The following is a 19,654-nucleotide window of genomic DNA, read 5'->3' as shown; positions in this document are numbered from 1 at the left end:
GTGCAACGATTGTCCGCAATCGAAGAACTTCGATGAAAGCCGGATCCGAAGGAGACGGGCATGCGGGCAGGGCCGGGCAGCGTGACCATCTACCATGTCGCCGAGCGCGCAGGCGTCAGCATCTCGACGGTGTCCCTGGTGGTGAATGCCCCGCACCGCGTGAAGCCCGCGACCCGGGAGCGCGTCGTCGCCGCGGCCACGGAGCTCGGCTACCGGATGACGGCGGGACGGCGGGTCGGCGCGATCAGGGTCGCCGTGGCGGCGCCGTTCACGGCCTATCCTTCGTACCTGCGGCGGCTCGCCGGCATGCTGGCGCGTGCCCGCACCGCTGCGGTCGACGTGATCCCGTACGACCTCGCCTCCGCCGCCAGTGCGCCCTCTCCGCTGCTGGATGCGCTGCCGGTGCGCACCGACGTGACGGGGCTGGTGCTCATGGGGGTGCCGCTGGGCGGCGCCGCGCGGCGGGCGAGCAGGGCGGCGCGCATCCCGGTCGTCCACGTCGACGTCGTTCCGCGTGAGCACGCCTCGCTGGACGGTCCTGTCGTGCTCGTGGACGACAGGGAGGGCGGGGCCCAGATCGGTGCGCACCTCGCGGCGCGCGGCCACCGGCGGTTCTGCTTCGTGCACGACGTGCAGCGCTCGCCCGCGTACGTCTCGGCCGGCATGCTGCGCGCCCAGGGGCTGGGGGAGCACGGCGAGGTGATCGGGTTCCCGGTCACGACGGCGGACGATGTGGCGGCGGCTGTACGCCGCGCGGCCGCACAGGGCTGCACGGCGATCGTGGCCGGACATGATCGGCTCGCGGCGGCGGTGCTCGCGGTGACGCGATCCGATCCGGCGCTGCATGCGCTGGCGGTGGTCGGCTACGACGACGGGGACCTCGCGCAGGCGCTCGATCTGACGACCGTGCGCCAGCCGCTCGAGGAGACGGGCCGGACAGGGCTCGAGCTGCTGCTGGGCATCGTGTCATCGGGGCGGCAGTCCGCGGAGATGGTGCGCCTCCGCCCGGAACTCATCGTGCGCGGATCCTCGTCCGCCCCCATAATGGGTAAATCCATGTGACCGTGCACATCGAGGAGGCTCTGCGTGTCGACCTCCTCCGAGCGTGCCCGGATGCCCAGCATCCGCGACGTCGCTCGCTTGGCGGGTGTCTCGCATCAGACGGTCTCCCGCGTGCTGAACGACCACCCCAGCATCCGCCCCGAGACCAAGGAGCGGGTGCTCGACGCCATCCGCGTGCTGGACTACCGGCCCAACATCGCGGCGAGGGCGCTCGCCACCAGTCGGTCGAACACGCTCGGGATCCTGTCCGCGACCACCGGCGAGTTCGGCCCGACATCCTCGATCGCGGCGATCGAGGATGCGGCGCGCGCCGAGCGCTACTCCGTCAGCACCCTGAATCTGCCGGATACCACGCCGGAGGCGATCGGCGCCGCGGTGCGCCAGCTCGTGCGGGAAGCGGTCGACGGGATCGTCGTGCTCGCGCCGCAGGTGCGGGTCTTCAACGTGCTGCGGGGGATGGCCGTGTCAGTGCCGTTCGTCAGCCTGCAGACGGCTTCGGGATCCGACGGCTTCAGTCACTCCGCGGATCAGCTCGCCGGCGCCCGCATGATCACCGAGTACCTGATCCGGCTCGGGCACAGCGACATCCTGCATCTCGCGGGCCCCCAGGACTGGATCGAGGCGGAGTCGCGCATGCGCGGCTATCTGGACGCGATGCGCGATGCCGACCTGCCGACGATTCCACCGATCCGCGGCGACTGGACCGCCGACTTCGGCTACTTCGCAGGCCAGGAGCTCGCCCGCAGGCGGGACTTCACAGCCGTGTTCGCGGCCAACGATCTGATGGCGATCGGCCTCATGCACGGCTTCCGCGACGCGGGCCTGCGGGTGCCGATCGACGTGAGCGTCGTGGGCTTCGACGACATTCCGGTCGCGGCACATGTCGCCCCGCCGCTGACGACCGTGCACCAGGACTTCGCCGAGCTCGGCCGGCGCGCGGTGCGGATCCTGCTCGCACAGCTGCGCGGAGATCAGGTGCCCGCGTTCGGGCCGGTCGTGCCGGTGCTGTGCGGCCGCGAATCCGCGGCGTCACGGTAAGGACACGAATTCGGCTTCGACACTTGACACTGTCGAAGCACACGTGCACGATGTAACCCGATGTGAACGGTAACATTGAACGTAACATCACCGGACCTGGTATCGAAGGAGATCCGTGAGCGAGACGACGACGCTGCCCACCGTGGCCGGACCGATCCTCGAGATGCGTAGCATCACGAAGGAGTTCCCGGGCGTGAAAGCCCTCTCGGACGTGTCGATCACCGTTCGCACCGGAGAGGTGCACGCCATCTGCGGCGAGAACGGCGCCGGCAAGTCCACGCTGATGAAGGTGCTGTCCGGCGTCTACCCGTACGGCAGCTATGACGGCGAGATCCTGCTCTACGGACAGGAGCAGCGCTTCAAGGACATCGCGGCGAGCGAGCATGCCGGAATCGTGATCATTCACCAGGAGCTCGCGCTGATCCCGGAGCTGTCGATCACCGAGAACATCTTCCTCGGCAACGAGATCCGTCGCGGTCCGCGCATCGACTGGACCGCGCAGAAGCAGCGCACGGTCGAGCTGCTCGCCCGCGTCGGCCTCAAGGAAGACCCTGATGTCTCGGTCAAGCACCTCGGTGTCGGAAAGCAGCAGCTCATCGAGATCGCCAAGGCGCTCAACAAGGACGTGAAGCTGCTGATCCTCGACGAGCCCACGGCGGCGCTGAACGAGAACGACTCGCAGCACCTGCTCGACCTGATCCTGGGCCTGAAGGCCAAGGGGATCACGTCGATCATCATCAGCCACAAGCTCAACGAGATCGAGCAGATCGCCGACGAGATCACGATCATCCGCGATGGACGCACGGTCGAGACGCTCGACGTCGGCCGCGGCGAGATCAACGAGGACCGCATCATCCGCGGTATGGTCGGCCGCTCGCTGGAGAGCCGCTATCCCGATCGCACCCCGGAGATCGGGGACGTGTTCTTCGAGGTCAAGGACTGGTGGGTGCGCCACCCGTCGGTCGCCGAGCGCATGGTCGTCAAGGGGTCCAGCATCGAGGTGCGCCGCGGCGAGGTCGTCGGCATCGCCGGGCTCATGGGCGCGGGGCGCACCGAGTTCGCGATGAGCATCTTCGGGCGCTCCTACGGACAGTTCCTCTCCGGCACGATCATCAAGGACGGCAGGGAGATCTCCCTCCCCGACGTCCACAGCGCGATCAGGCACGGCCTCGCCTACGTGAGCGAGGACCGCAAGGTGCTGGGCCTCAACCTGCTCGACACGATCAAGCGCTCGATCGTCTCGGCCAAGCTCTCCAAGATCGCCCGCCACGGCGTCGTCAACGACATCGAGGAGGCGCAGGTCGCGGAGCGCTACCGCAAGTCCCTGCGGATCAAGACCCCGACCGTGGATCAGGGCGTCGGCACGCTCTCCGGCGGCAACCAGCAGAAGGTCGTGCTGGCGAAGTGGATGTTCACGGATCCGGATCTGCTGATCCTGGACGAGCCCACGCGCGGCATCGACGTCGGCGCCAAGTACGAGATCTACGGCATCATCAACGAGCTCGCGGCCCAGGGGAAGGGCGTCATCGTCATCTCCAGCGAGCTGCCAGAGCTGCTCGGCATGTCCGACCGCATCTACACCGTGTTCGAGGGGCGGGTCACCGACTGCCTCCCGGCATCCGAAGCCACCCCGGAGGCGCTCATGCGCAGCATGACCTCCCTCAACCAGAAGGCGTCCGCATGAGCACCACGACCACCCCGACCCCTCCGACGACCACTCCGGCGCCGGACGAGGGCTTCCGCTTCCGCGACATCTCCAAGATGATGGGCGGCGGTCAGTCCACGCTCCGCCAGTTCGGCATCCTCGGCTCTCTGGTCGTGATCATCCTCATCTTCCAGTTCTGGACCGGCGGCCTGACGCTGTCGCCCGGCAACCTGATCAACGTCGTCAACCAGTACTCCTACATCCTGATCCTCGCGATCGGCATGGTGATGGTCATCATCATGGGGCACATCGACCTCTCGGTCGGCTCGGTCGCCGCGTTCGTCGGCATCGTGGTCGCCAAGTCGATGGCGGACTGGCACTTCCCGTGGTGGGGCGCCATCCTGCTGGGCCTGGCGCTCGGCGTGCTGGTCGGAGCCTGGCAGGGCTTCTGGGTCGCGTTCGTGGGCGTCCCGGCGTTCATCGTGACCCTGGCGGGCATGCTGTTCTTCCGTGGCGCGAACCAGTGGGTCGGCCAATCCACGTCCGTCGCGGTCCCCGCGGAGTTCCAGTACATCGGCGCCGGCTACCTGCCCGAGTTGCCGATCGCCGTTCCGTTCAACTTCCTCACCATGCTGCTCGCGCTCCTGGCCGTCGTGTGGGTCGTCGTCTTCGAGGGCTTCCTGCGTCGCTCGCAGCGCAAGGCCGGCACCGACGTGGCCCCGGTCTGGGTGAGCGTCGTCAAGGTCGTCATCCTGTCCGCCCTGATCCTCGTGGCCGGATGGCTGTTCGCGACCGGTCGGCCGGGGACGAGCTTCCCGGTCTCGGGCGTGATCCTGCTGGTCCTGGTGATCGTCTACACGTTCGTCACCCGCAACACCGTGTTCGGCCGCCACCTGTACGCGGTCGGCGGGAACCGCCAGGCCGCGCGCCTGAGCGGTGTGAAGGACCGCTGGACCGACTTCTTCGTGATGATGAACATGTCGGTGCTCGCCTCGGTGGCGGCGATGATCTACGTCGCCCGTGCCACCGCCTCGGGCCCCCAGGACGGCAACGGCTGGGAACTCGACGCGATCGCCGCGGTGTTCATCGGCGGCGCCGCCGTCTCCGGCGGCATCGGCACCGTGATCGGATCCATCATCGGTGGTCTGGTCATGGCCTTCCTCAACAACGGCATGGCCCTCCTCGGGTTCGGTGCCGACGTGGTTTCGATGGTCAAGGGCCTCGTGCTGCTGCTCGCGGTCGCCGTCGACGTCTGGAACAAGCAGCAGGGCCGTCCCTCCCTGACCGGCTTCATCACCCGACGGTTCTCCCGCGCGGAGGAACCGTTCGCCACCACCGCTCCCGGCACCGCGAGCGGCAAGTAAAAGAGGTCCGCGCCGTTCGCGGCACGATCCTGCATTCACCTGAGATGCACATACCAAGAGAGAAAGAGATCCCAATGAAGAAGATCCTCCTTTCGGCGACAGCGGTCGTCGTCGCGGGTGCGTTCGCCCTCACCGGCTGCTCGTCCGAGCGCGGCGGAACCCCCGCCTCGAGCGGCGCCGCAGCGAAGGGTTTCGCCGCCGACGCCAAGATCGGTGTCGCCCTGCCGGACAAGACCAGTGAGAACTGGGTGCTCGCGGGCAAGCTGTTCACCGACGGCCTGACCAAGGCGGGCTTCAAGCCCGACGTGCAGTACGCGCCGGCCAGCAACACGGTCGCCGAGCAGCAGAACCAGATCCAGGCCATGGTCACCGGCGGTGCGAAGGTCATCATCATCGGGGCGAAGGACGGCAAGCAGCTGTCCACCCAGGTCAAGGCCGCGCACGACGCCGGCGCGACCGTCATCGCCTACGACCGCCTGATCGAGAACACCGACGCCGTGGACTACTACGTCGCGTTCGATAACTTCAAGGTCGGCCAGCTGCAGGGCCAGGCACTGCTCGACGGCCTCGCCAAGCGCGCGGGCCACCCGGCGCCGTACAACATCGAGCTGTTCTCCGGATCCGCGGACGACGCCAACTCGGCGGTCTTCTTCAAGGGTGCGATGGACGTGCTCGAGCCGAAGATCAAGGACGGCACGCTCAAGGTCGTCTCGGGTCAGACCGAGATCACCCAGACGGCGACCGACGGCTGGAAGGCGGAGAACGCGCAGCGCCGCATGGACTCGCTGCTCACCTCCAGCTACAGCTCGGCGGCGCTCGACGGCGTGCTGAGCCCGAACGACACCCTCGCCCGCGCGATCATCACCTCGGTGCAGCAGGCCGGCAAGACCGTCCCGGTGGTCACCGGTCAGGACTCCGAGGTCGAGTCCGTGAAGTCGATCATGGAGGGCGTGCAGTACTCCACGATCAACAAGGACACCACGCTGCTCGTCGCCCAGGCGATCAAGATGGCGCAGGAGCTGCAGAAGGGCGACAAGGCCGACGTCAACGACACCAAGTCGTACAACAACGGCGTCAAGGTCGTCCCGTCGTTCCTGCTCGCACCGGTCATCGTGACCAAGGACAACGCCGCCGAGGCGTACGCCAACGTCCCGAACCTGCTCGAGGTCGTGAAGTCCTACAAGTAAGCACGAATCCCCGAAGGGCCGCGCGGACGCATCCGCGCGGCCCTTCGCCGCATGCGTGCGGCGCTTCATCGTCTGCGCCGCGAGGGCGGCTCCGACTAGACTGGGCGGCGGATCGACGTCGCTCCACCACCCCACTTCCCTCTTGAACAAGGAGCACTCTGTGGCACTGATCGAGGCTGTAGGCGCACGCGAGATTCTCGACTCCCGTGGCAACCCGACCGTCGAGGTGGAGGTGCTCCTCGACGACGGCATCGTGCAGCGCGCCGCCGTCCCGTCCGGTGCGTCCACCGGTGCGTTCGAGGCGTACGAGCTGCGCGACGGCGACAAGAGCCGTTACGGCGGCAAGGGCGTCCTGAAGGCCGTCGAGGCGGTCATCGACGAGCTGGGTCCCGCGATCGAGGGCGTCGAGGCGAGCGAGCAGCGCGTGATCGACGAGATCCTCATCGAGGTCGACGGCACCGAGAACAAGAGCCGGGTGGGGGCGAACGCGATCCTGGGCGTGAGCCTCGCGGTCGCCAAGGCCGCCGCCGACTCGGCCGACCTGCCGCTGTTCCGCTACCTGGGCGGCCCCAACGCGCACCTGCTGCCCGTGCCGCTGTTCAACGTCATCAACGGCGGCTCGCACGCCGACAACGGCATCGACATGCAGGAGTTCTTCCTCGCTCCGATCGGCGCCGACAGCTTCTCCGAGGCGCTGCGCTGGGGCACCGAGGTCTACCACGTGCTCAAGGGCGAGCTCAAGGCCGCCGGCTTCGCCACCGGTCTCGGCGACGAGGGCGGCTTCGCCCCCGACCTGCCCAGCAACCGCGAGGGCCTGGAGTTCCTGGTCAAGGCGATCGAGAAGGCCGGCTTCACGCCGGGCACCGACATCGCGCTGGGCCTCGACGCCGCCGCCACCGAGTTCTACAACGAGGGCGTGTACCGCCTCGACAACAAGGACTGGGACGCCGCGTCGCTCACCGACTACTACGTGGGCCTGGTCAAGGACTTCCCGATCGTCACGATCGAGGACGCCCTCGCCGAGGACGACTGGGACGGCTGGAAGGCTCTCACGGAGAAGCTCGGATCCCAGATCCAGCTGGTCGGCGACGACCTGTTCGTGACCAACCCGGAGCGCCTGCAGAAGGGCATCGACCTCGGCGTCGCGAACTCGCTGCTGGTCAAGGTGAACCAGATCGGCACGCTGTCCGAGACCCTCGACGCGATCAACCTCGCGCACCGCTCCGGCTACACCACGATGCTCTCGCACCGCTCCGGTGAGACCGAGGACACCACGATCGCCGACCTCGTCGTCGCTGTGAACTCGGGCCAGATCAAGAGCGGCGCGCCCGCTCGGTCGGAGCGCGTCGCGAAGTACAATCAGCTTCTGCGCATCGAGGAGGAGCTGGGCGACGCGGCGGTCTTCGCCGGGCGTTCCGCCTTCCCGCGCTTCAAGGGCTGAGCTGTACGACCGCATATCGCGGGTCTGGTCATCGGCCAGAGGCCGCTGACGGACACGAAGGAGGAGTCATGACACCACGTCGGACTCCTCCTTCGTCATCTCCGTCCGCCGGGCCGGCGAACGGCCGCGGGGCGCGCGCGCAGCGCGCAGTCGACGCGCGCGGCTGGGTTGGCGGCATCCGGCTCAGCGGGTTCATGGTGATCATGCTCTCTCTCGTGATCCTCGGCGCCTGGGTGCTTGTGCCCACGCTCGGCACCTACCTCGATCAGCGGCAGCGGATCGCAGCGCTCGAGCATTCCGTCCAGGTCACGCAGAAGCAGATCGACGCCCTCACCGCGGAGCGCGAGCGCTGGAACGATCCGGCGTACATCACCGCGCAGGCCAGGGAACGGCTGTTCTACGTCAAGCCGGGCGAGGTGGTCTACCTCATCGACAATGACATCGACCCCGCGGCGCAGCCCGTCGAACAGGGCCCCGTCAGCGACACCGTGAAGGAGAAGTCCTCGGACTGGGCGGGCCAGCTGCTGCGGAGCGTGACCGGGGCGGGCCTCGCCAAGACGGCCGCGGGCTCGGGCGCGCGCTGAGGCGTCCCGCAGGCGGACCACGTACCCTGGAGGGGTGACCACGCCCCCCTTCGCCCCGCCCACCGACGCCGAGATCGCGGTCGTCTCCGCACAGCTCGGCCGCGAGGCCAGGGGAGTCGTCGGTATCGCCGCGCGCTGCGCCTGCGGCAACCCCACGGTCGTCGCGACGCTGCCGCGGCTGGCCGACGGGTCGCCGTTCCCGACGTTCTACTACCTCACCCACCCGGCTGCCGCGGCCGCGATGTCGACTCTCGAGGCCGAGCACGTGATGCCGGAGCTCGCCGAGCTGCTGGACGACGAGGACACCGCCGCCGCGTACCTGCGGGCGCATCAGGCCTACCTGTCCGACCGCGTGCAGTACGGGGACGTGCCGGAGATCGCCGGAGTCTCCGCGGGCGGCATGCCCGCGCGCGTCAAATGCCTGCACGCACTGGCCGGCCACGCACTGGCCGCGGGGGAGGGCATCAACCCGATCGGCGACGAGGCGCTGCGCCGCGCCCGCTGGTCGCCCGAGCGCTGCGAGTGCGTCGAGCCGGGAGCCGCGCGGGCGCGCTGATCCGAGTCCGATGACCTCGCCGACCACACGCCCTCCGAACGCACGGCGGATCAGATCCGTCGTGGCGGTGCTCGCCCTCGCGCTCGCGGCCCCGCTCGTGATCGGGGCGACTCCGACCCCGACGCCGAGCGCGGATCCCGAGCGCGCCGCCGAGTACTGGCTCGAGGGCGCCCATGTCGACGCGGCGTGGAAGACCACGCGCGGTGCGGGGGTCACGATCGCGGTCATCGACACGGGCATCGCGAAGGGCCCCTCGCAGTTCGAGGGCGCCGTCACCGACGGCACCGACGTCTCGGGCATCGGATCCGAGGACGGGCGCACCCCGCTCGGTCCGCTCGACAGCGACCACGGATCCCGGGTCGCCTCGCTCGCCGCGGGCAGACCCAAGGCTGACGGCACGGGCATGATCGGCGTTGCGCCCGACGCGAAGCTGCTCTCGATCTCGCTCGGCTTCGGCACCACGGCCCCCGTGCCCTTCGCGAAGCAGGTGGCGGAGGCGATGAAGTGGGCGGTCGATCACGGCGCGAACGTGATCAACCTGTCCTTCACGACGAACACGCTGGAGTGGGACCGCAGCTGGGACGACGCGTTCCTCTACGCCTTCCAGCACGACGTGGTGGTCGTGGTCGCGGCGGGGAACCGCGGCAGCGGCACGGCCATGGTCGGCGCCCCTGCCACGATCCCCGGCGTGCTCGCGGTCGGAGGAGTGGATCAGCGCGGCATCGCCAGCAAGGCCGCCTCCACGCAGGGGATTACGATCGCCGTCTCGGCGCCCAGCGAGTCGCTGCTCGGCGTCGACGCGAACGGTTCGATCGAGACCTGGAACGGCACCAGCGGCGCGGCCCCGATCGTGGCGGGAGTGGTCGCCCTGGTGCGCGCCGCGCATCCCGACATGGACGCGAACAACGTGATCAACCAGATCATCCAGACCGCGCGTCCCGCCCCCCAGGCCACCGCGCACCCCGATCCGCTGTACGGCTACGGCCTCATCGATGCGGGCGCAGCGGTGTCCGCATCGCTGCCGGCGGTGGATCAGAACCCGCTCGGCGACCTGTCCGACTGGATCCGACTGCACCGCAGGGCGCAGGCTCCTGAGCCCGCGCAGCCGACGTCGACCCCGGTCGCGATCCCGCCGCTTCCGCACGCGGACGCGCCGACGAAGGCCACCTCGCCGCTGATCCCCAGCCCCGATTCGCTGCTGTACGGTACCCTGCCGCTCACAGCCCTCACGGTGCCTGGTATCCTGATAGCGCTTGGCGTCACCGCTGCTGCCCGGCGCATCCGTTCGGCGCGCGCATCTGCACGCCAAAATCCCGATGACTGAGGAGTTAGCCTCCGTGACTGAGAGCACCGTGGCAAAGAGCGCTGCCGCGCCCAAGATCCTGATCGTGGGTGGTGGTTACGCCGGCTTCTACACCGCGTGGAAGCTGGAGAAGCACCTCCGCAAGGGTGAGGCCGAGGTCACGATGGTGGACCCGCTGCCGTACATGACCTACCAGCCCTTCCTGCCGGAGGTCGCCGCCGGCTCGATCGAGCCGCGGCACGCGGTCGTCGCGCACCGCCGCCACCTGAAGCGCACGAACGTGGTGACGGCCAAGGTCACCGGCATCGACCACGCCAACAAGGTCGCCACGATCGCGCCGGCCATGGGCGAGCCGTACGAATTCGCGTACGACCAGATCGTCGTGACCGCGGGAGCCGTCTCGCGCACCTTCCCGATCCCCGGCATCGCCGACAACGCGATCGGGCTCAAGACCATCGAAGAGGCCGTCGCCGTCCGCGACAAGCTGCTGTCGAACTTCGACAAGGCCGCCTCCATCCCGGCCGGGCCCGAGCGGGACCGCCTGCTCACGGTCGTCGTCGTCGGCGGCGGGTTCGCCGGCATCGAGGCGTTCGCCGAGCTCCGCTCGTTCGCTTCCTCGCTCATCGCGAAGTACCCGCAGCTGTCGTTCGATGACACGCACTTCCACCTCATCGAGGCGATGGGCCGGATCATGCCCGAGGTCTCGCTGAAGACCAGCGAGTGGGTGCTCAAGGACCTGGCCAAGCGCGGCGCGAACGTGCACCTGGACACCCAGGTCAAGGGCGCCGTCGACGGCAACGTGGAGCTGTCCACCGGCGAGGTCATCCCGTCCGACCTCATCGTCTGGACTGCCGGCGTCATGGCCAACCCCACCGTCGTGCGCGGCGGCGACCTCCCCGTCGAGGAGCGCGGACGCATCCAGACCCGCGCCGACCTGCGCGTGGGCACCCCCGAGGCGTTCGTCGAGGGCGCATGGGCCGCCGGTGACGTCTCGGCCGTCCCCGACCTGTCTGGCGGCGGCGTCGGCGGCATGTGCGTGCCCAACGCGCAGCACGCCGTCCGTCAGGCCAAGCTGCTCGCGAAGAACCTCGTCGCGGTGCTGCGCGGTGAGACGCCCAAGGACTACTTCCACAAGAACCTCGGCGCCGTGGCGGGCCTCGGCCTCTACAACGGCGTCTTCCAGTCCGGCAAGCTCGCGCTCAAGGGCTTCGTGGCCTGGGTCGCGCACCGCGGCTACCACGGCCTGGCGATGCCGTCCTGGGAGCGCAAGTTCCGCGTGCTGTGGGGTTGGTGGAACAACCTCTGGCTCGGTCGCGACATCGTCGGTCTCGAGGCGATGCAGACGCCGCGTGCGGTGTTCGAGGAGTTCGCCGCGCGTCCGCGTCCGGCCGTGGACGCCGCACCGGCGCCCGCAGCCGCCGCAGCGCCGGCCGCGAGCAAGACTGCCGCGGCCCAGCGCCCGGCCGCTGCGAAGAAGCCCGCCGAGGCCGCAGCCAAGTAAGGCTCTCCCGGACGCCCCCGGATTCCGCTCACGAGCGCGGATCCCGGGGGCGTTCGTCGTTCACGGCTCGAATCGGCGCCGATGCTATCGTGGCGCGCGAACGCCGCGCTCGGATCCGGGAGGCACCCATGTCGCAGGAACGCATCCACGTCAACCCGCTGCACCGCCGGGCCTCCCGCGCTGCGGGGGCGGAACGATGAACGTCGTGGTCCTGTATCGTCTGCGCGACGGCGTCGATCGCGTCCGGATTCTTGAGGTCTTCCCGCGTCATCAGGCGTACTACCGGGCCTTCCACGAGACGGACAGTGGTCTGATCGCGCTCGGCCCGTTTGCGACGCCGGACCCCGCCGCCGGATCGATGGGCGTCTTCTCGTCACGCGAGGACGCGGAGCGCTTCATCGCCGCGGATCCGTTCGTGACCGAGGGCCTCGCCGACCCGCGGATCCTGGACTGGAACGCCGTCTGGCTGGAGCCCGGCCTCGTTGATGGCGCGGAGAAGGGCGAATGACCGGACGGGAGGAACCGTGACCGACCTCGAGACGATCGCGGCGGACCTGTACGCAGGGCCGCCGGGCGACTTCGTGTCCTCCCGGAATGCGCGCGCGAAGGAGACGGACGATGCCGATCTCGCCGCGCGGATCAGGGCGCTGCGCAAGCCGAGCGTCTCCGCCTGGGTCGTGAACGTGTTCGCCCGCGAGCGCGCGCAGCAGCTCGGCGAAGCGCTGCGCCTGGCGGACGAGCTCAGGGAGGCGCAGGCCGATGTCGACGCGGTGACGCTCGCCCGCCTCACCCGCGAACGCCGTGCCCTGACGAACCGGCTCGCGGCCGATGCTGTCGCGCTGGCGACGGCGCGCGGTCAGAGGGTCACGGCTGCGACCCTCGAAGCGGTCCGGCAGACGATCACGGCCGCGTTCTTCGATGCGACTGCGGCCGCGGCCGTCGCATCCGGCCGGCTCGTACACGAACTCGAACCTGCCGCCGAGTCGCCGCTCGACCTGGAAAAGGTTGTCGGAGGCGGCGCGCCGCACGCCCCGGAGGTACCGCCCGTGCCCGTGGACGAGGTGAAGGCGCGGCGCGAGCTGAGGAAGGCGCAGAGCGCGCTCCACGATGCCGAGCAGGCGCACGCCCGCGCCGGCCGGGATCTCGCCGCGGCGGATCGGGACGTGCGCGACGCAGCGAATCGCGCCGTGCAGGCGGAGGCCCGGGTCGCCCGGCTCGAAGCCGAGCTCTCCGCGGCCAGAACGGTGGTCAGTGCCGCTCGTGACGAGGCGACGACCGCCGAGGATCGTCAGGCGCAGGCCGCCGACCACGCCGCAACGACGGAGAAGGCGGTGGAGGCGGCACGACGTGCCCTGGGCCGGCTGACCGACGACTCAGCCTGATCTCAATACTCCTCGAACGCGGATCCCTGAGCGCGCTGCGTCGCCGTGGCCTGGGCGTTGAGCCCCTCGCACCAGCTCGGGTACACCCGGAATCCGCGCTTGCCAGGGCGCTTGCCCGAGGTGATGCCGAGCTCTGCGAGGTGTGCGCTGGTGAACCGGAACACGCCGCGGCGGCCCTGCTGCTCCACGAAGACATACAGTCCTGCGGTGGGGTCGTCGTCACCGAAAGGCGCCGTGGAACCGCCGGCATCCCGCTGCCAGAAGGCGACGAAGGCGCCCGGCTTGGTGGGAGTGTTCCGCGCCGTCCGGATGTGCCACGTCTTGTCTCCGATTCGGGCGACTCCCGACTCGTAGTCGCTGTTCTGCGCCGCCGGAGTCACCGCGACAGGCATCCGCCGGGAGGCCGCGAAGGTCTCGAACGCAGGGAACCGCATCCTGCCAAGATATCGCGCCTCGCGCGGAGCCGTGGTGGACGTCAGCGGGCGGGCACCCATTCGACGTTCATGTCGGGGCGGATCACCATGGTCTCGCCCGGCTGGAGGGTGTGGTCGCCTGGGTCGGTGCCGACGTGGTTGTACCGCCCGATCATGAGGCCGTTCGTGCAGGCGGTCGCCGATCGACCAGGTGTTGTCGCCGGGGGCGGCCGTGTCGCTGACGATGTTGCCCGCGGCGTCGCGATTCACGGCGCCGGTCGCTCCCTCGGATGGCAGGCTTATCGCCGTCGCAGCAATGGTCGGTTTGGTCGCGGTCGTCGGGCTGGTCTTTGCCGTCTGGGTGAGGATCTCGGCAGTGACGGCAACGGGGATGGAGACGCTGATGGTGCCAGTCCTTGTCTTCCTCGGCGCCTTCGCTTTGGCGGGTGGCATCGGTTGCGCCGTCCTGATCCCGCGGATCCTCAAAAGCAGAGCCCGCAGAGCAGCAACCACGTTCGTGGCGCTCACGCTTCTGCCCGGCCTTTTCGTGCTCTGGGTTGCATTGCCGACCGTCCTGTTTGGGCACAGCCGGTTCGAAGCCATCCCCTACTTGCTTCCCCTGCCCATCACCGTCGCCACGCTCGTTCTCCTCCTACTACCCGGCACAAAACGAGCATTCGCATCGGAACAGACTGCTCAGTAGTGGACTGCCTGCCTCCGATCGCCGCCCTCCGCTGAGGCCCCCGCAGGAAGCACCGAATCGCCCCGCACTCCCGAAGGAGAGCGGGGCGATTCATGCGGCGGAGGTTGTGGCTGCCAGAAGAAGCCCCACCATGTAGAGCACGACGACGAAAATTACGACCAACGGTACGGCGCACAGTACGACAGCGACGATTCCCAGCCATCGGGGTCGGGAACGCACGATGGCCCACACGCTCACCCCCGTGGCGACCAGGGAGGGAAGGAGGGAACAGCCGGCCACGAACAGGAGTGCCTGCGCGTTGGACATCCCCATGAACCCGAAGCCGAAGCCCGTGAGGACCACGAGCAGCCCCTGGTAGATGACGTTCAGGAGCGCGAGCGCCAAGGCGAGAACACCTAACCACAGCCACGCAGGACGGGGTGCGCCAGATCGGAGGGGTCATGGCGGTCATCCTATGAGGGACCTGAGGGGCCGCGGGCGGGGCTAAGGGCAACCCTAAAGGCGCGACGAACAACCCCCGCCGCCGGAGGGCCGGGGCGGGGCGGGTAGCGGGACTATCCGCGAGGAAGGTCCTTACCGCCGAGCTTGTCCGCACGAGGATCGTAGGGATCGTACGCCGCCCAGCGCTCCCCGCCCGTGATCGGGGAGCCCATACCGCTCTGGGTTTTCAGGTAGGCGTCTCGCTGTTCCGTGGTCTTGAAGACCATCAGCGTGACCGAGTCACCTTCGTCGCAAGAGGCTGCCTCGCCGCCCTGTGGCAGTTCGTTCGACGCATCGCTGTACTTGGTGCAGGTGCCGCCGGCATTCGCATACGCGGCCTTGAGGTCGTCAAGAGACGAGTATTCAGTGGTCGGTTGAAGTGCTCCAGATATGTCGCTCACCGCAATGCTGCCCGTAAGCCAGAGCGCCAAGGCCAGCGGGACGGCGCATAGTGCGGTTGCAACGATTCCCAGCCATCGGGGGCGAGAACGCACGATCGCCCACACACCGACCCCCGTCGCGATCAGAGCGGGGAGCAGGACGAAGAGGGCCAGCATCGGGAGCCTCTGCGCGGTAGGGCCACCCATGATCCCGTAGACGAATGCTAATGAAGAGACCGCCAGGTACCCGAGGAACAGGAGCGCGAGAACCAAGGCAAGAACGCCTAGCCACAGCCGCGCAGGACGCGGGTGCGCCAGATCTGAGGATGTCATGGCCGTCATCCTATGAGGGACCTGAAGGGACTGGGAGCGGAGTCAGGGCAACCCCGTAAGACGCGGCGATAGGCCCGTGCCGCCAGCACAGGCCGGGCGGGGTTCTTCTGGCGGCGATGATCGTCGGTCGTCAGCGACGGTCGTGTTCTCGCCGGTGTCAGCGCCGTCCACCATCGAGCGGTACTTGCGCCAGCTTAGGCTTGTCAGATCGGGCAGAGAAATACCTGGTCAGAAAGGCGATTCTGTGCCCTGCTGGGATTCGAACCCAGACTGAAGCGTTACGGGGTGCCCTCTAATGGGCTCTCATCAGGGTTAATATTCCGCATGATTCCGGGCCAGCAGTAGAGCGGATTAGAGCCGACTAGATTCGCAATTCGACGAGCAAACGGCGGATTCCTTCAGCCGGGCTTCTGCTTCGGCGTCACGTTCCGCCAGGTTGTAGAGGATCCGGGCTCCGATGTCACCGGACCTGCGCCAGGCGGCATATGACGGTTCTCCTCTGGACGTCACTCGGACTCGCGGCTCGCTCATCGGGAGCCCCAGCGGATCCGCGGAGGCTTGAGGGCGAGCAGCCGGCGCGCGCCAAGCGGATCCGCCTGCCTGCCCTCAATGGACGCCGCGGCGCGTTCGAGCAACACGACGTAGCGCGCGGGGGAGAGGCCGAGCTCCTTCCGGATCCGCGTCTCCTTGTCCCCGCGCCACGACGGATTGCGCGCCTCGAAGGTGAGAAGTCTGGCGGGAGTCATGTGGGTGATGCTGCCACCGGCCACGGACATAAGCTGACCGCGTGCAGACCGCGATCGAGGACGACGGGTTCGTGAGCGAGGTCTGCCCGCTGTGCGGCGTCGTGCTGCGCGACGAAGGCGGTGCGCTCGTCTGCCCCGAGCACGGCGTCGTGCACGCGCGGCCGACCGGAGTCGTCATGCCGCCCGAGCTCGATGGGCCAGACTTCCATCAGGCGTGATGTCGGCGCCGAGGCGTACGCTCCCCGCATGCCATCACACCCGCTCAACCGTGACACCCAGCTCAGTATCGCGATCGGCGCTGTGATGTCTCGCAACGAGTACACGCAGGACCCGGCCCCGGTGATCGACGAACTCTACCGTGTCGCCGGCGGGCGTCTCGATCTGCTCGCGGCGGAGGTCGGGCTGTGGGTCGGGTCCAATGACGACCAGTACCGTGCCCGGCTCGTCGCCGCGCTGCGCACGTTGCCGCTCGACATGGACACGCGATCGCGCTCGGCGCATACCGGCGGGGCCGCCCAACGCACGGCACCGGCGGCTACACGCGCCCTACCGGCGTCAGCGACCCCGCATAGCGTCGCGGCGTGGGAACCCGCCAACGTGAAGCCGACGCAGCAGCCGACCACTTCCTACTGAAGATCGCGCGCGAGAACCAGCTGCAGTCCCTCACAGAGAAGGAGCTGCGCCTCGACGAAACCCCGGTCACGAGCTACCCGCAGCCGATCCGCGCGAAGGCGTGGATCCGGTTCGGGGCGATCCCGATGCACGTCGACTGCTGGATCCACCGCACGACCTCGGACGCTGCCGGCGTCGCGTTCACGATCCGCGACAAGACGTTCCGCTGCTGGGTCTGGGGCAACGCCGTCACCCTCCCCGATGAAGCCGGCACGGCCGCCGCGCCGGCTGCCGGTCGTCGAGCGTAAGGTGGCGGCCATGTGCGGACGATTCGCGATGGACGCCAAGACCGACGAACTGATCCGGGAGTTCGTCGCCGGCGGTGGCGACCCCCAGGACTGGTGGAAGGAATGGCACGGGTCGTACTCGATCGCGCCGACTGATCAGGCGCCGATCATCCGTGACCGCGGCGACGGCCGGTTCCTCGAGCTCGTGCGCTGGGACTGGGAGAAGCCGAAGAACATGCGCCCCGGAGTCCCGCTCATCAACGCCGGGGTGGAGAAGCTCGCGGCCGGGTTCTGGGCGCCGGCGTTCACTGCGGCGCGCTGCGTCGTCCCGATGCGCGGCTACTTCGAATGGACCGGCGAGAAGGGTGCGAAGATCCCGCACTATCTCCATGGCGACGGGCTCCTCACCCCCGACGCCATGGACGCATGGCTAGAGCCGGTCAAGCTCGACCGCCCCGGCCGGGAGAACATGCTCTCCCTCCTCGACGGATCCTCCACCGCGATCGCGTCCACGATCGAGCAGTACGTCGTCGACCGGAAGGTCAACAACACCCGAACCGTCGACCGCGACGACCCGACCGTGATCGCCCCCGCGGCCTAGGCCGTCCTGGTGCTCATTGGAATGATCCGCCCGCGCGAGACGCGCACCATCACCGTGCAGGCCGAAGAACTCGACGAGATGCCGAAAAAGCGACTCGCGGGAGAGAGCCGCTCTGGCCTCTAGTGCTCGACGAGCGTCGGTTCTGCCTCTACGGGATTCCCCCACCACCGGCCGGTGGAGGCCCGGGGCCGGGCGTCTGTTGTCGCTATGGTGTGCGCATGTCCGCCAAGTCAAAGGTTCCCGCTGCGATCCGCGCGCTGACCATACTGATCCCGATTCTCACAGTCGTGCAGCTTCCAATTGCCGCCTACCTGGTCATCGGGGGCCTGATGGAAAACGGGATGAAACACAATCCGTTCGGATTGGTCACCGTGCTCGCTGGCGTGTCAAATCTCGCATGCCTCGTCTTTCTGTTGGTTTCGATCAGCGCTCTTCGACGCGGCGAGCAGCCTGCGCGCAGAACAACGACCCTCTGCATCATCCTCGTTTTTGCCTTCACCATTTGGGGGCTCATCATCATCGCGCCCGCGTTCAGCGGACCTGCGGCTGTCCCGTGGGAGTTCTGGGGGCCTCTGTTGCTCCTGCCGATCGCGATTCTGCTGCTGCTCTGGGTCGGGGCATCCGTGAGGCAGCACTTCACCGCAGCAGGTCCTCAAACACCGACCTCACCGGCCGGAACCGGCGAGGACCTTTCTGCAGGAACGACCGACAACGAGAAGGCGGTAACCGATGAGTAGCACCCGGAGCACCCCCGACTGGCTTATCAACATCGCAGTGATGACGGATCCTGGACCGCGGTCGCGTCCACACGGACATAAGCCGGCGTGAATGCCGACCCGTACTGACCCGGGCCGGGTGTCTGTTGTCGCTATGGTGTGCGCATGACCGCCAAGTCAGAGGTTCCCGGTGCGATCCGAGCGCTGACCATCCTGATCCCAGTTGTCGCGGTCATTCAACTGCCCGCCGTCGGGTACATCATCGTCGGTGGGCAGGTGGAGGCGGGGATGAATCATGACCCTGTCGGATGGGTCATGACCTGGGCCGGAATCGTGCACTTCGCATGCATCGTCATCTCGTTGATCGTGATTCGCGCTCTTCGACGCGGCGAGCGGAAAGCGCGCAGAACAACGACCATCTGTGTCGCGGTCGGCTTTGCTGTCAGCGCCTGGGCGTGCGTGATCGCGGCCCCGTCCGTGCCTATGCTCTACGCCCCTGCTGCTGCCCCATGGATGTACGTGCTTCTCCCGTTACCCCCGCTGCTCCCGCCGCTCGCGATTCTGTTGCTGCTCTGGGTCGGGGCATCCATGAGGGAACACTTCACCGCCGCCAGCCCTTGAGCATCGACCTCACCGGCCAGCGTCGGCAAGAACCTTTCTGCAGGAACGACCGACAACAAGAAGGTGGTAACCAATGAGTAGCACTCGGAACACGCCCGGCCGGCTGATTACCGTCGCGGTGATGATGGGATTGGTCGCGATGGCCGGGATAGCGACGGCTGCCGACATGGGATACGGGGCCGTGACCGCGTCCGGAATGGCAGCGTTAGGGGCACCGATTCTCCTCTTCCTCGGCATCGTTGCCCTGACCGGCGGCATCGGTTGCGCCATCCTGATCCCGCGGATACTCAAAGGCAAATCCCGTGGCCCAGCGACCACGTTCACTGCGCTCACTCTTCTGCCGGGCCTATACATGTTCCTGCATGCGCTGCCGTTCCTGATGAGTGGCGACTGGTCCGAGCCCCTCCTCCTCATCCTGTTCTTGCTTCCCGCACCCATCGCCATCGCCACGCTCGTTCTCATATGGGCACGTCAGACAACACAGGCCGTCTACCAGGTAACGAGCCGCCAGCAGACCCAAGTCCACCAATAACGACGCGAAACCGCCCCCGCCTCTCCAGGGAGAAGCGGGGGCGGTCCGTCTTACAGTTTGGCTCTGGAGCCCTCGAGGTCGGCCTCGTGCCCCGGTCCGGGGGAGACTACCCGCGGGGAAGTTCCTTGCCGCCGAGCTTGTCCACGACGGGATCATAGGGGTCGTAC

At 68.1% G+C, this 19,654-nt stretch carries 24 protein-coding genes; 20 read left to right on the top strand and 4 right to left on the bottom strand.

Annotated elements, in window-relative coordinates; translation table 11 throughout:
* Nucleotides 1-60: 60 nt before the first annotated feature.
* From ACFC1J_RS14875 to ACFC1J_RS14820, 12 genes are all read left to right on the top strand, one after another.
* Nucleotides 61-1,062 carry a LacI family DNA-binding transcriptional regulator gene (locus ACFC1J_RS14875; protein WP_375907549.1) on the top strand — a complete coding sequence of 334 codons (1,002 nt, stop codon included), beginning with the start codon at nucleotides 61-63 and terminating at the stop codon, nucleotides 1,060-1,062.
* A 51-nt stretch (nucleotides 1,063-1,113) separates the two neighbouring features.
* Nucleotides 1,114-2,100 (top strand): LacI family DNA-binding transcriptional regulator, encoded by a 987-nt coding sequence (locus ACFC1J_RS14870; protein WP_375907772.1) that lies wholly within the window; start codon nucleotides 1,114-1,116, stop codon nucleotides 2,098-2,100.
* Nucleotides 2,101-2,263: 163 nt separating this feature from the next.
* Nucleotides 2,264-3,784, top strand: a complete 1,521-nt coding sequence (mmsA, locus tag ACFC1J_RS14865; RefSeq protein ID WP_375907769.1) for a multiple monosaccharide ABC transporter ATP-binding protein — start codon at nucleotides 2,264-2,266, stop codon at nucleotides 3,782-3,784.
* Entirely contained in the window at nucleotides 3,781-5,109 is a 1,329-nt protein-coding gene (mmsB, locus tag ACFC1J_RS14860) for a multiple monosaccharide ABC transporter permease (protein WP_375907546.1), read from the top strand. Before mmsA ends, mmsB begins: the two co-directional genes overlap by 4 nt.
* A gap of 74 nt (nucleotides 5,110-5,183) precedes the next feature.
* Nucleotides 5,184-6,296 (top strand): substrate-binding domain-containing protein, encoded by a 1,113-nt coding sequence (locus ACFC1J_RS14855; protein WP_375907543.1) that lies wholly within the window; start codon nucleotides 5,184-5,186, stop codon nucleotides 6,294-6,296.
* A 160-nt stretch (nucleotides 6,297-6,456) separates the two neighbouring features.
* Nucleotides 6,457-7,737, top strand: coding sequence for a phosphopyruvate hydratase (gene eno / locus ACFC1J_RS14850; RefSeq protein ID WP_375907541.1), 1,281 nt, complete (start codon nucleotides 6,457-6,459; stop codon nucleotides 7,735-7,737).
* Nucleotides 7,738-7,805: 68 nt separating this feature from the next.
* Nucleotides 7,806-8,321 (top strand): septum formation initiator family protein, encoded by a 516-nt coding sequence (locus ACFC1J_RS14845; protein WP_375907538.1) that lies wholly within the window; start codon nucleotides 7,806-7,808, stop codon nucleotides 8,319-8,321.
* Nucleotides 8,322-8,355: 34 nt separating this feature from the next.
* Complete coding sequence (locus ACFC1J_RS14840; RefSeq protein ID WP_375907536.1) at nucleotides 8,356-8,877, top strand: DUF501 domain-containing protein; 522 nt, start codon at nucleotides 8,356-8,358, stop codon at nucleotides 8,875-8,877.
* Between the two features lie 10 nt (nucleotides 8,878-8,887).
* The gene (locus ACFC1J_RS14835) at nucleotides 8,888-10,201 is read left to right on the top strand and encodes a S8 family serine peptidase (RefSeq protein ID WP_375907534.1); all 1,314 of its coding nucleotides are present in this window, start codon (nucleotides 8,888-8,890) and stop codon (nucleotides 10,199-10,201) included.
* Nucleotides 10,202-10,214: 13 nt separating this feature from the next.
* Nucleotides 10,215-11,681, top strand: a complete 1,467-nt coding sequence (locus tag ACFC1J_RS14830; protein WP_375907532.1) for an NAD(P)/FAD-dependent oxidoreductase — start codon at nucleotides 10,215-10,217, stop codon at nucleotides 11,679-11,681.
* A 196-nt stretch (nucleotides 11,682-11,877) separates the two neighbouring features.
* On the top strand, nucleotides 11,878-12,189 hold the full coding sequence (locus tag ACFC1J_RS14825; protein WP_375907529.1) for a hypothetical protein: 312 nt from the start codon (nucleotides 11,878-11,880) through the stop codon (nucleotides 12,187-12,189).
* 16 nt (nucleotides 12,190-12,205) lie between these two features.
* A complete protein-coding gene (locus tag ACFC1J_RS14820; protein WP_375907526.1) occupies nucleotides 12,206-13,063 on the top strand; it encodes a transposase in 858 nt (285 codons plus the stop codon).
* A gap of 2 nt (nucleotides 13,064-13,065) precedes the next feature.
* Here ACFC1J_RS14820 and ACFC1J_RS14815 read toward each other — a convergent pair whose 3' ends face one another.
* On the bottom strand, nucleotides 13,066-13,497 hold the full coding sequence (locus tag ACFC1J_RS14815; RefSeq protein WP_375907523.1) for a MepB family protein: 432 nt from the start codon (nucleotides 13,495-13,497) through the stop codon (nucleotides 13,066-13,068).
* Nucleotides 13,498-13,708: 211 nt separating this feature from the next.
* Between ACFC1J_RS14815 and ACFC1J_RS14810 the strand changes: the two genes are divergently transcribed.
* Entirely contained in the window at nucleotides 13,709-14,179 is a 471-nt protein-coding gene (locus tag ACFC1J_RS14810; protein ID WP_375907520.1) for a hypothetical protein, read from the top strand.
* A 90-nt stretch (nucleotides 14,180-14,269) separates the two neighbouring features.
* Here ACFC1J_RS14810 and ACFC1J_RS14805 read toward each other — a convergent pair whose 3' ends face one another.
* The 3 genes from ACFC1J_RS14805 to ACFC1J_RS14795 form a co-directional block, all read right to left on the bottom strand.
* Nucleotides 14,270-14,563: a hypothetical protein gene (locus ACFC1J_RS14805; RefSeq protein WP_375907517.1), complete on the bottom strand. Its 294-nt coding sequence runs from the start codon at nucleotides 14,561-14,563 to the stop codon at nucleotides 14,270-14,272.
* Nucleotides 14,564-14,733: 170 nt separating this feature from the next.
* On the bottom strand, nucleotides 14,734-15,372 hold the full coding sequence (locus ACFC1J_RS14800; protein ID WP_375907514.1) for a hypothetical protein: 639 nt from the start codon (nucleotides 15,370-15,372) through the stop codon (nucleotides 14,734-14,736).
* Between the two features lie 527 nt (nucleotides 15,373-15,899).
* Nucleotides 15,900-16,118: a DUF3263 domain-containing protein gene (locus ACFC1J_RS14795; protein ID WP_375907511.1), complete on the bottom strand. Its 219-nt coding sequence runs from the start codon at nucleotides 16,116-16,118 to the stop codon at nucleotides 15,900-15,902.
* Nucleotides 16,119-16,159: 41 nt separating this feature from the next.
* On the opposite strand from ACFC1J_RS14795, the gene ACFC1J_RS14790 reads away from it, so the two are divergent.
* The 7 genes from ACFC1J_RS14790 to ACFC1J_RS14760 all read left to right on the top strand — a co-directional run bounded on the left by ACFC1J_RS14790 (nucleotide 16,160) and on the right by ACFC1J_RS14760 (nucleotide 19,487).
* Nucleotides 16,160-16,336 carry a hypothetical protein gene (locus ACFC1J_RS14790; protein WP_375907509.1) on the top strand — a complete coding sequence of 59 codons (177 nt, stop codon included), beginning with the start codon at nucleotides 16,160-16,162 and terminating at the stop codon, nucleotides 16,334-16,336.
* Nucleotides 16,337-16,364: 28 nt separating this feature from the next.
* Nucleotides 16,365-16,751, top strand: coding sequence for a hypothetical protein (locus ACFC1J_RS14785; RefSeq protein WP_375907506.1), 387 nt, complete (start codon nucleotides 16,365-16,367; stop codon nucleotides 16,749-16,751).
* Nucleotides 16,700-17,038 (top strand): hypothetical protein, encoded by a 339-nt coding sequence (locus ACFC1J_RS14780; protein WP_375907503.1) that lies wholly within the window; start codon nucleotides 16,700-16,702, stop codon nucleotides 17,036-17,038. The genes ACFC1J_RS14785 and ACFC1J_RS14780 overlap by 52 nt, the downstream gene beginning before the upstream one ends.
* A complete protein-coding gene (locus tag ACFC1J_RS14775) occupies nucleotides 16,992-17,618 on the top strand; it encodes an SOS response-associated peptidase (protein ID WP_375907500.1) in 627 nt (208 codons plus the stop codon). Before ACFC1J_RS14780 ends, ACFC1J_RS14775 begins: the two co-directional genes overlap by 47 nt.
* A gap of 218 nt (nucleotides 17,619-17,836) precedes the next feature.
* The gene (locus ACFC1J_RS14770; RefSeq protein WP_375907497.1) at nucleotides 17,837-18,355 is read left to right on the top strand and encodes a hypothetical protein; all 519 of its coding nucleotides are present in this window, start codon (nucleotides 17,837-17,839) and stop codon (nucleotides 18,353-18,355) included.
* A gap of 144 nt (nucleotides 18,356-18,499) precedes the next feature.
* Nucleotides 18,500-18,955: a hypothetical protein gene (locus ACFC1J_RS14765; RefSeq protein ID WP_375907494.1), complete on the top strand. Its 456-nt coding sequence runs from the start codon at nucleotides 18,500-18,502 to the stop codon at nucleotides 18,953-18,955.
* A gap of 73 nt (nucleotides 18,956-19,028) precedes the next feature.
* Nucleotides 19,029-19,487 carry a hypothetical protein gene (locus ACFC1J_RS14760; RefSeq protein ID WP_375907491.1) on the top strand — a complete coding sequence of 153 codons (459 nt, stop codon included), beginning with the start codon at nucleotides 19,029-19,031 and terminating at the stop codon, nucleotides 19,485-19,487.
* Nucleotides 19,488-19,654 lie beyond the last annotated feature (167 nt).

Origin of the sequence: Microbacterium sp. NPDC056052 (assembly GCF_042266785.1) — a bacterium.
Taxonomy (GTDB): Bacteria; Actinomycetota; Actinomycetes; order Actinomycetales; family Microbacteriaceae; genus Microbacterium.
This window is presented reverse-complemented; position numbering and strand designations above follow the sequence as displayed.

What these genes read in the sequence shown, in the direction of transcription:
- ACFC1J_RS14825 (WP_375907529.1), top strand. Translation starts at nt 11,878, where the DNA reads ATGAACGTCGTGGTCCTGTATCGTCTGCGCGACGGCGTCGATCGCGTC.
- ACFC1J_RS14855 (WP_375907543.1), top strand. Translation starts at nt 5,184, where the DNA reads ATGAAGAAGATCCTCCTTTCGGCGACAGCGGTCGTCGTCGCGGGTGCG.
- ACFC1J_RS14815 (WP_375907523.1), bottom strand. Translation starts at nt 13,497, where the DNA reads ATGCGGTTCCCTGCGTTCGAGACCTTCGCGGCCTCCCGGCGGATGCCT.
- mmsB (WP_375907546.1), top strand. Translation starts at nt 3,781, where the DNA reads ATGAGCACCACGACCACCCCGACCCCTCCGACGACCACTCCGGCGCCG.
- ACFC1J_RS14760 (WP_375907491.1), top strand. Translation starts at nt 19,029, where the DNA reads ATGAGTAGCACTCGGAACACGCCCGGCCGGCTGATTACCGTCGCGGTG.
- ACFC1J_RS14795 (WP_375907511.1), bottom strand. Translation starts at nt 16,118, where the DNA reads ATGACTCCCGCCAGACTTCTCACCTTCGAGGCGCGCAATCCGTCGTGG.
- ACFC1J_RS14870 (WP_375907772.1), top strand. Translation starts at nt 1,114, where the DNA reads ATGCCCAGCATCCGCGACGTCGCTCGCTTGGCGGGTGTCTCGCATCAG.
- ACFC1J_RS14770 (WP_375907497.1), top strand. Translation starts at nt 17,837, where the DNA reads ATGTCCGCCAAGTCAAAGGTTCCCGCTGCGATCCGCGCGCTGACCATA.
- ACFC1J_RS14775 (WP_375907500.1), top strand. Translation starts at nt 16,992, where the DNA reads ATGAAGCCGGCACGGCCGCCGCGCCGGCTGCCGGTCGTCGAGCGTAAG.
- ACFC1J_RS14845 (WP_375907538.1), top strand. Translation starts at nt 7,806, where the DNA reads ATGACACCACGTCGGACTCCTCCTTCGTCATCTCCGTCCGCCGGGCCG.
- ACFC1J_RS14765 (WP_375907494.1), top strand. Translation starts at nt 18,500, where the DNA reads ATGACCGCCAAGTCAGAGGTTCCCGGTGCGATCCGAGCGCTGACCATC.
- ACFC1J_RS14835 (WP_375907534.1), top strand. Translation starts at nt 8,888, where the DNA reads ATGACCTCGCCGACCACACGCCCTCCGAACGCACGGCGGATCAGATCC.
- ACFC1J_RS14800 (WP_375907514.1), bottom strand. Translation starts at nt 15,372, where the DNA reads ATGACATCCTCAGATCTGGCGCACCCGCGTCCTGCGCGGCTGTGGCTA.
- ACFC1J_RS14875 (WP_375907549.1), top strand. Translation starts at nt 61, where the DNA reads ATGCGGGCAGGGCCGGGCAGCGTGACCATCTACCATGTCGCCGAGCGC.
- mmsA (WP_375907769.1), top strand. Translation starts at nt 2,264, where the DNA reads ATGCGTAGCATCACGAAGGAGTTCCCGGGCGTGAAAGCCCTCTCGGAC.
- ACFC1J_RS14785 (WP_375907506.1), top strand. Translation starts at nt 16,365, where the DNA reads ATGCCATCACACCCGCTCAACCGTGACACCCAGCTCAGTATCGCGATC.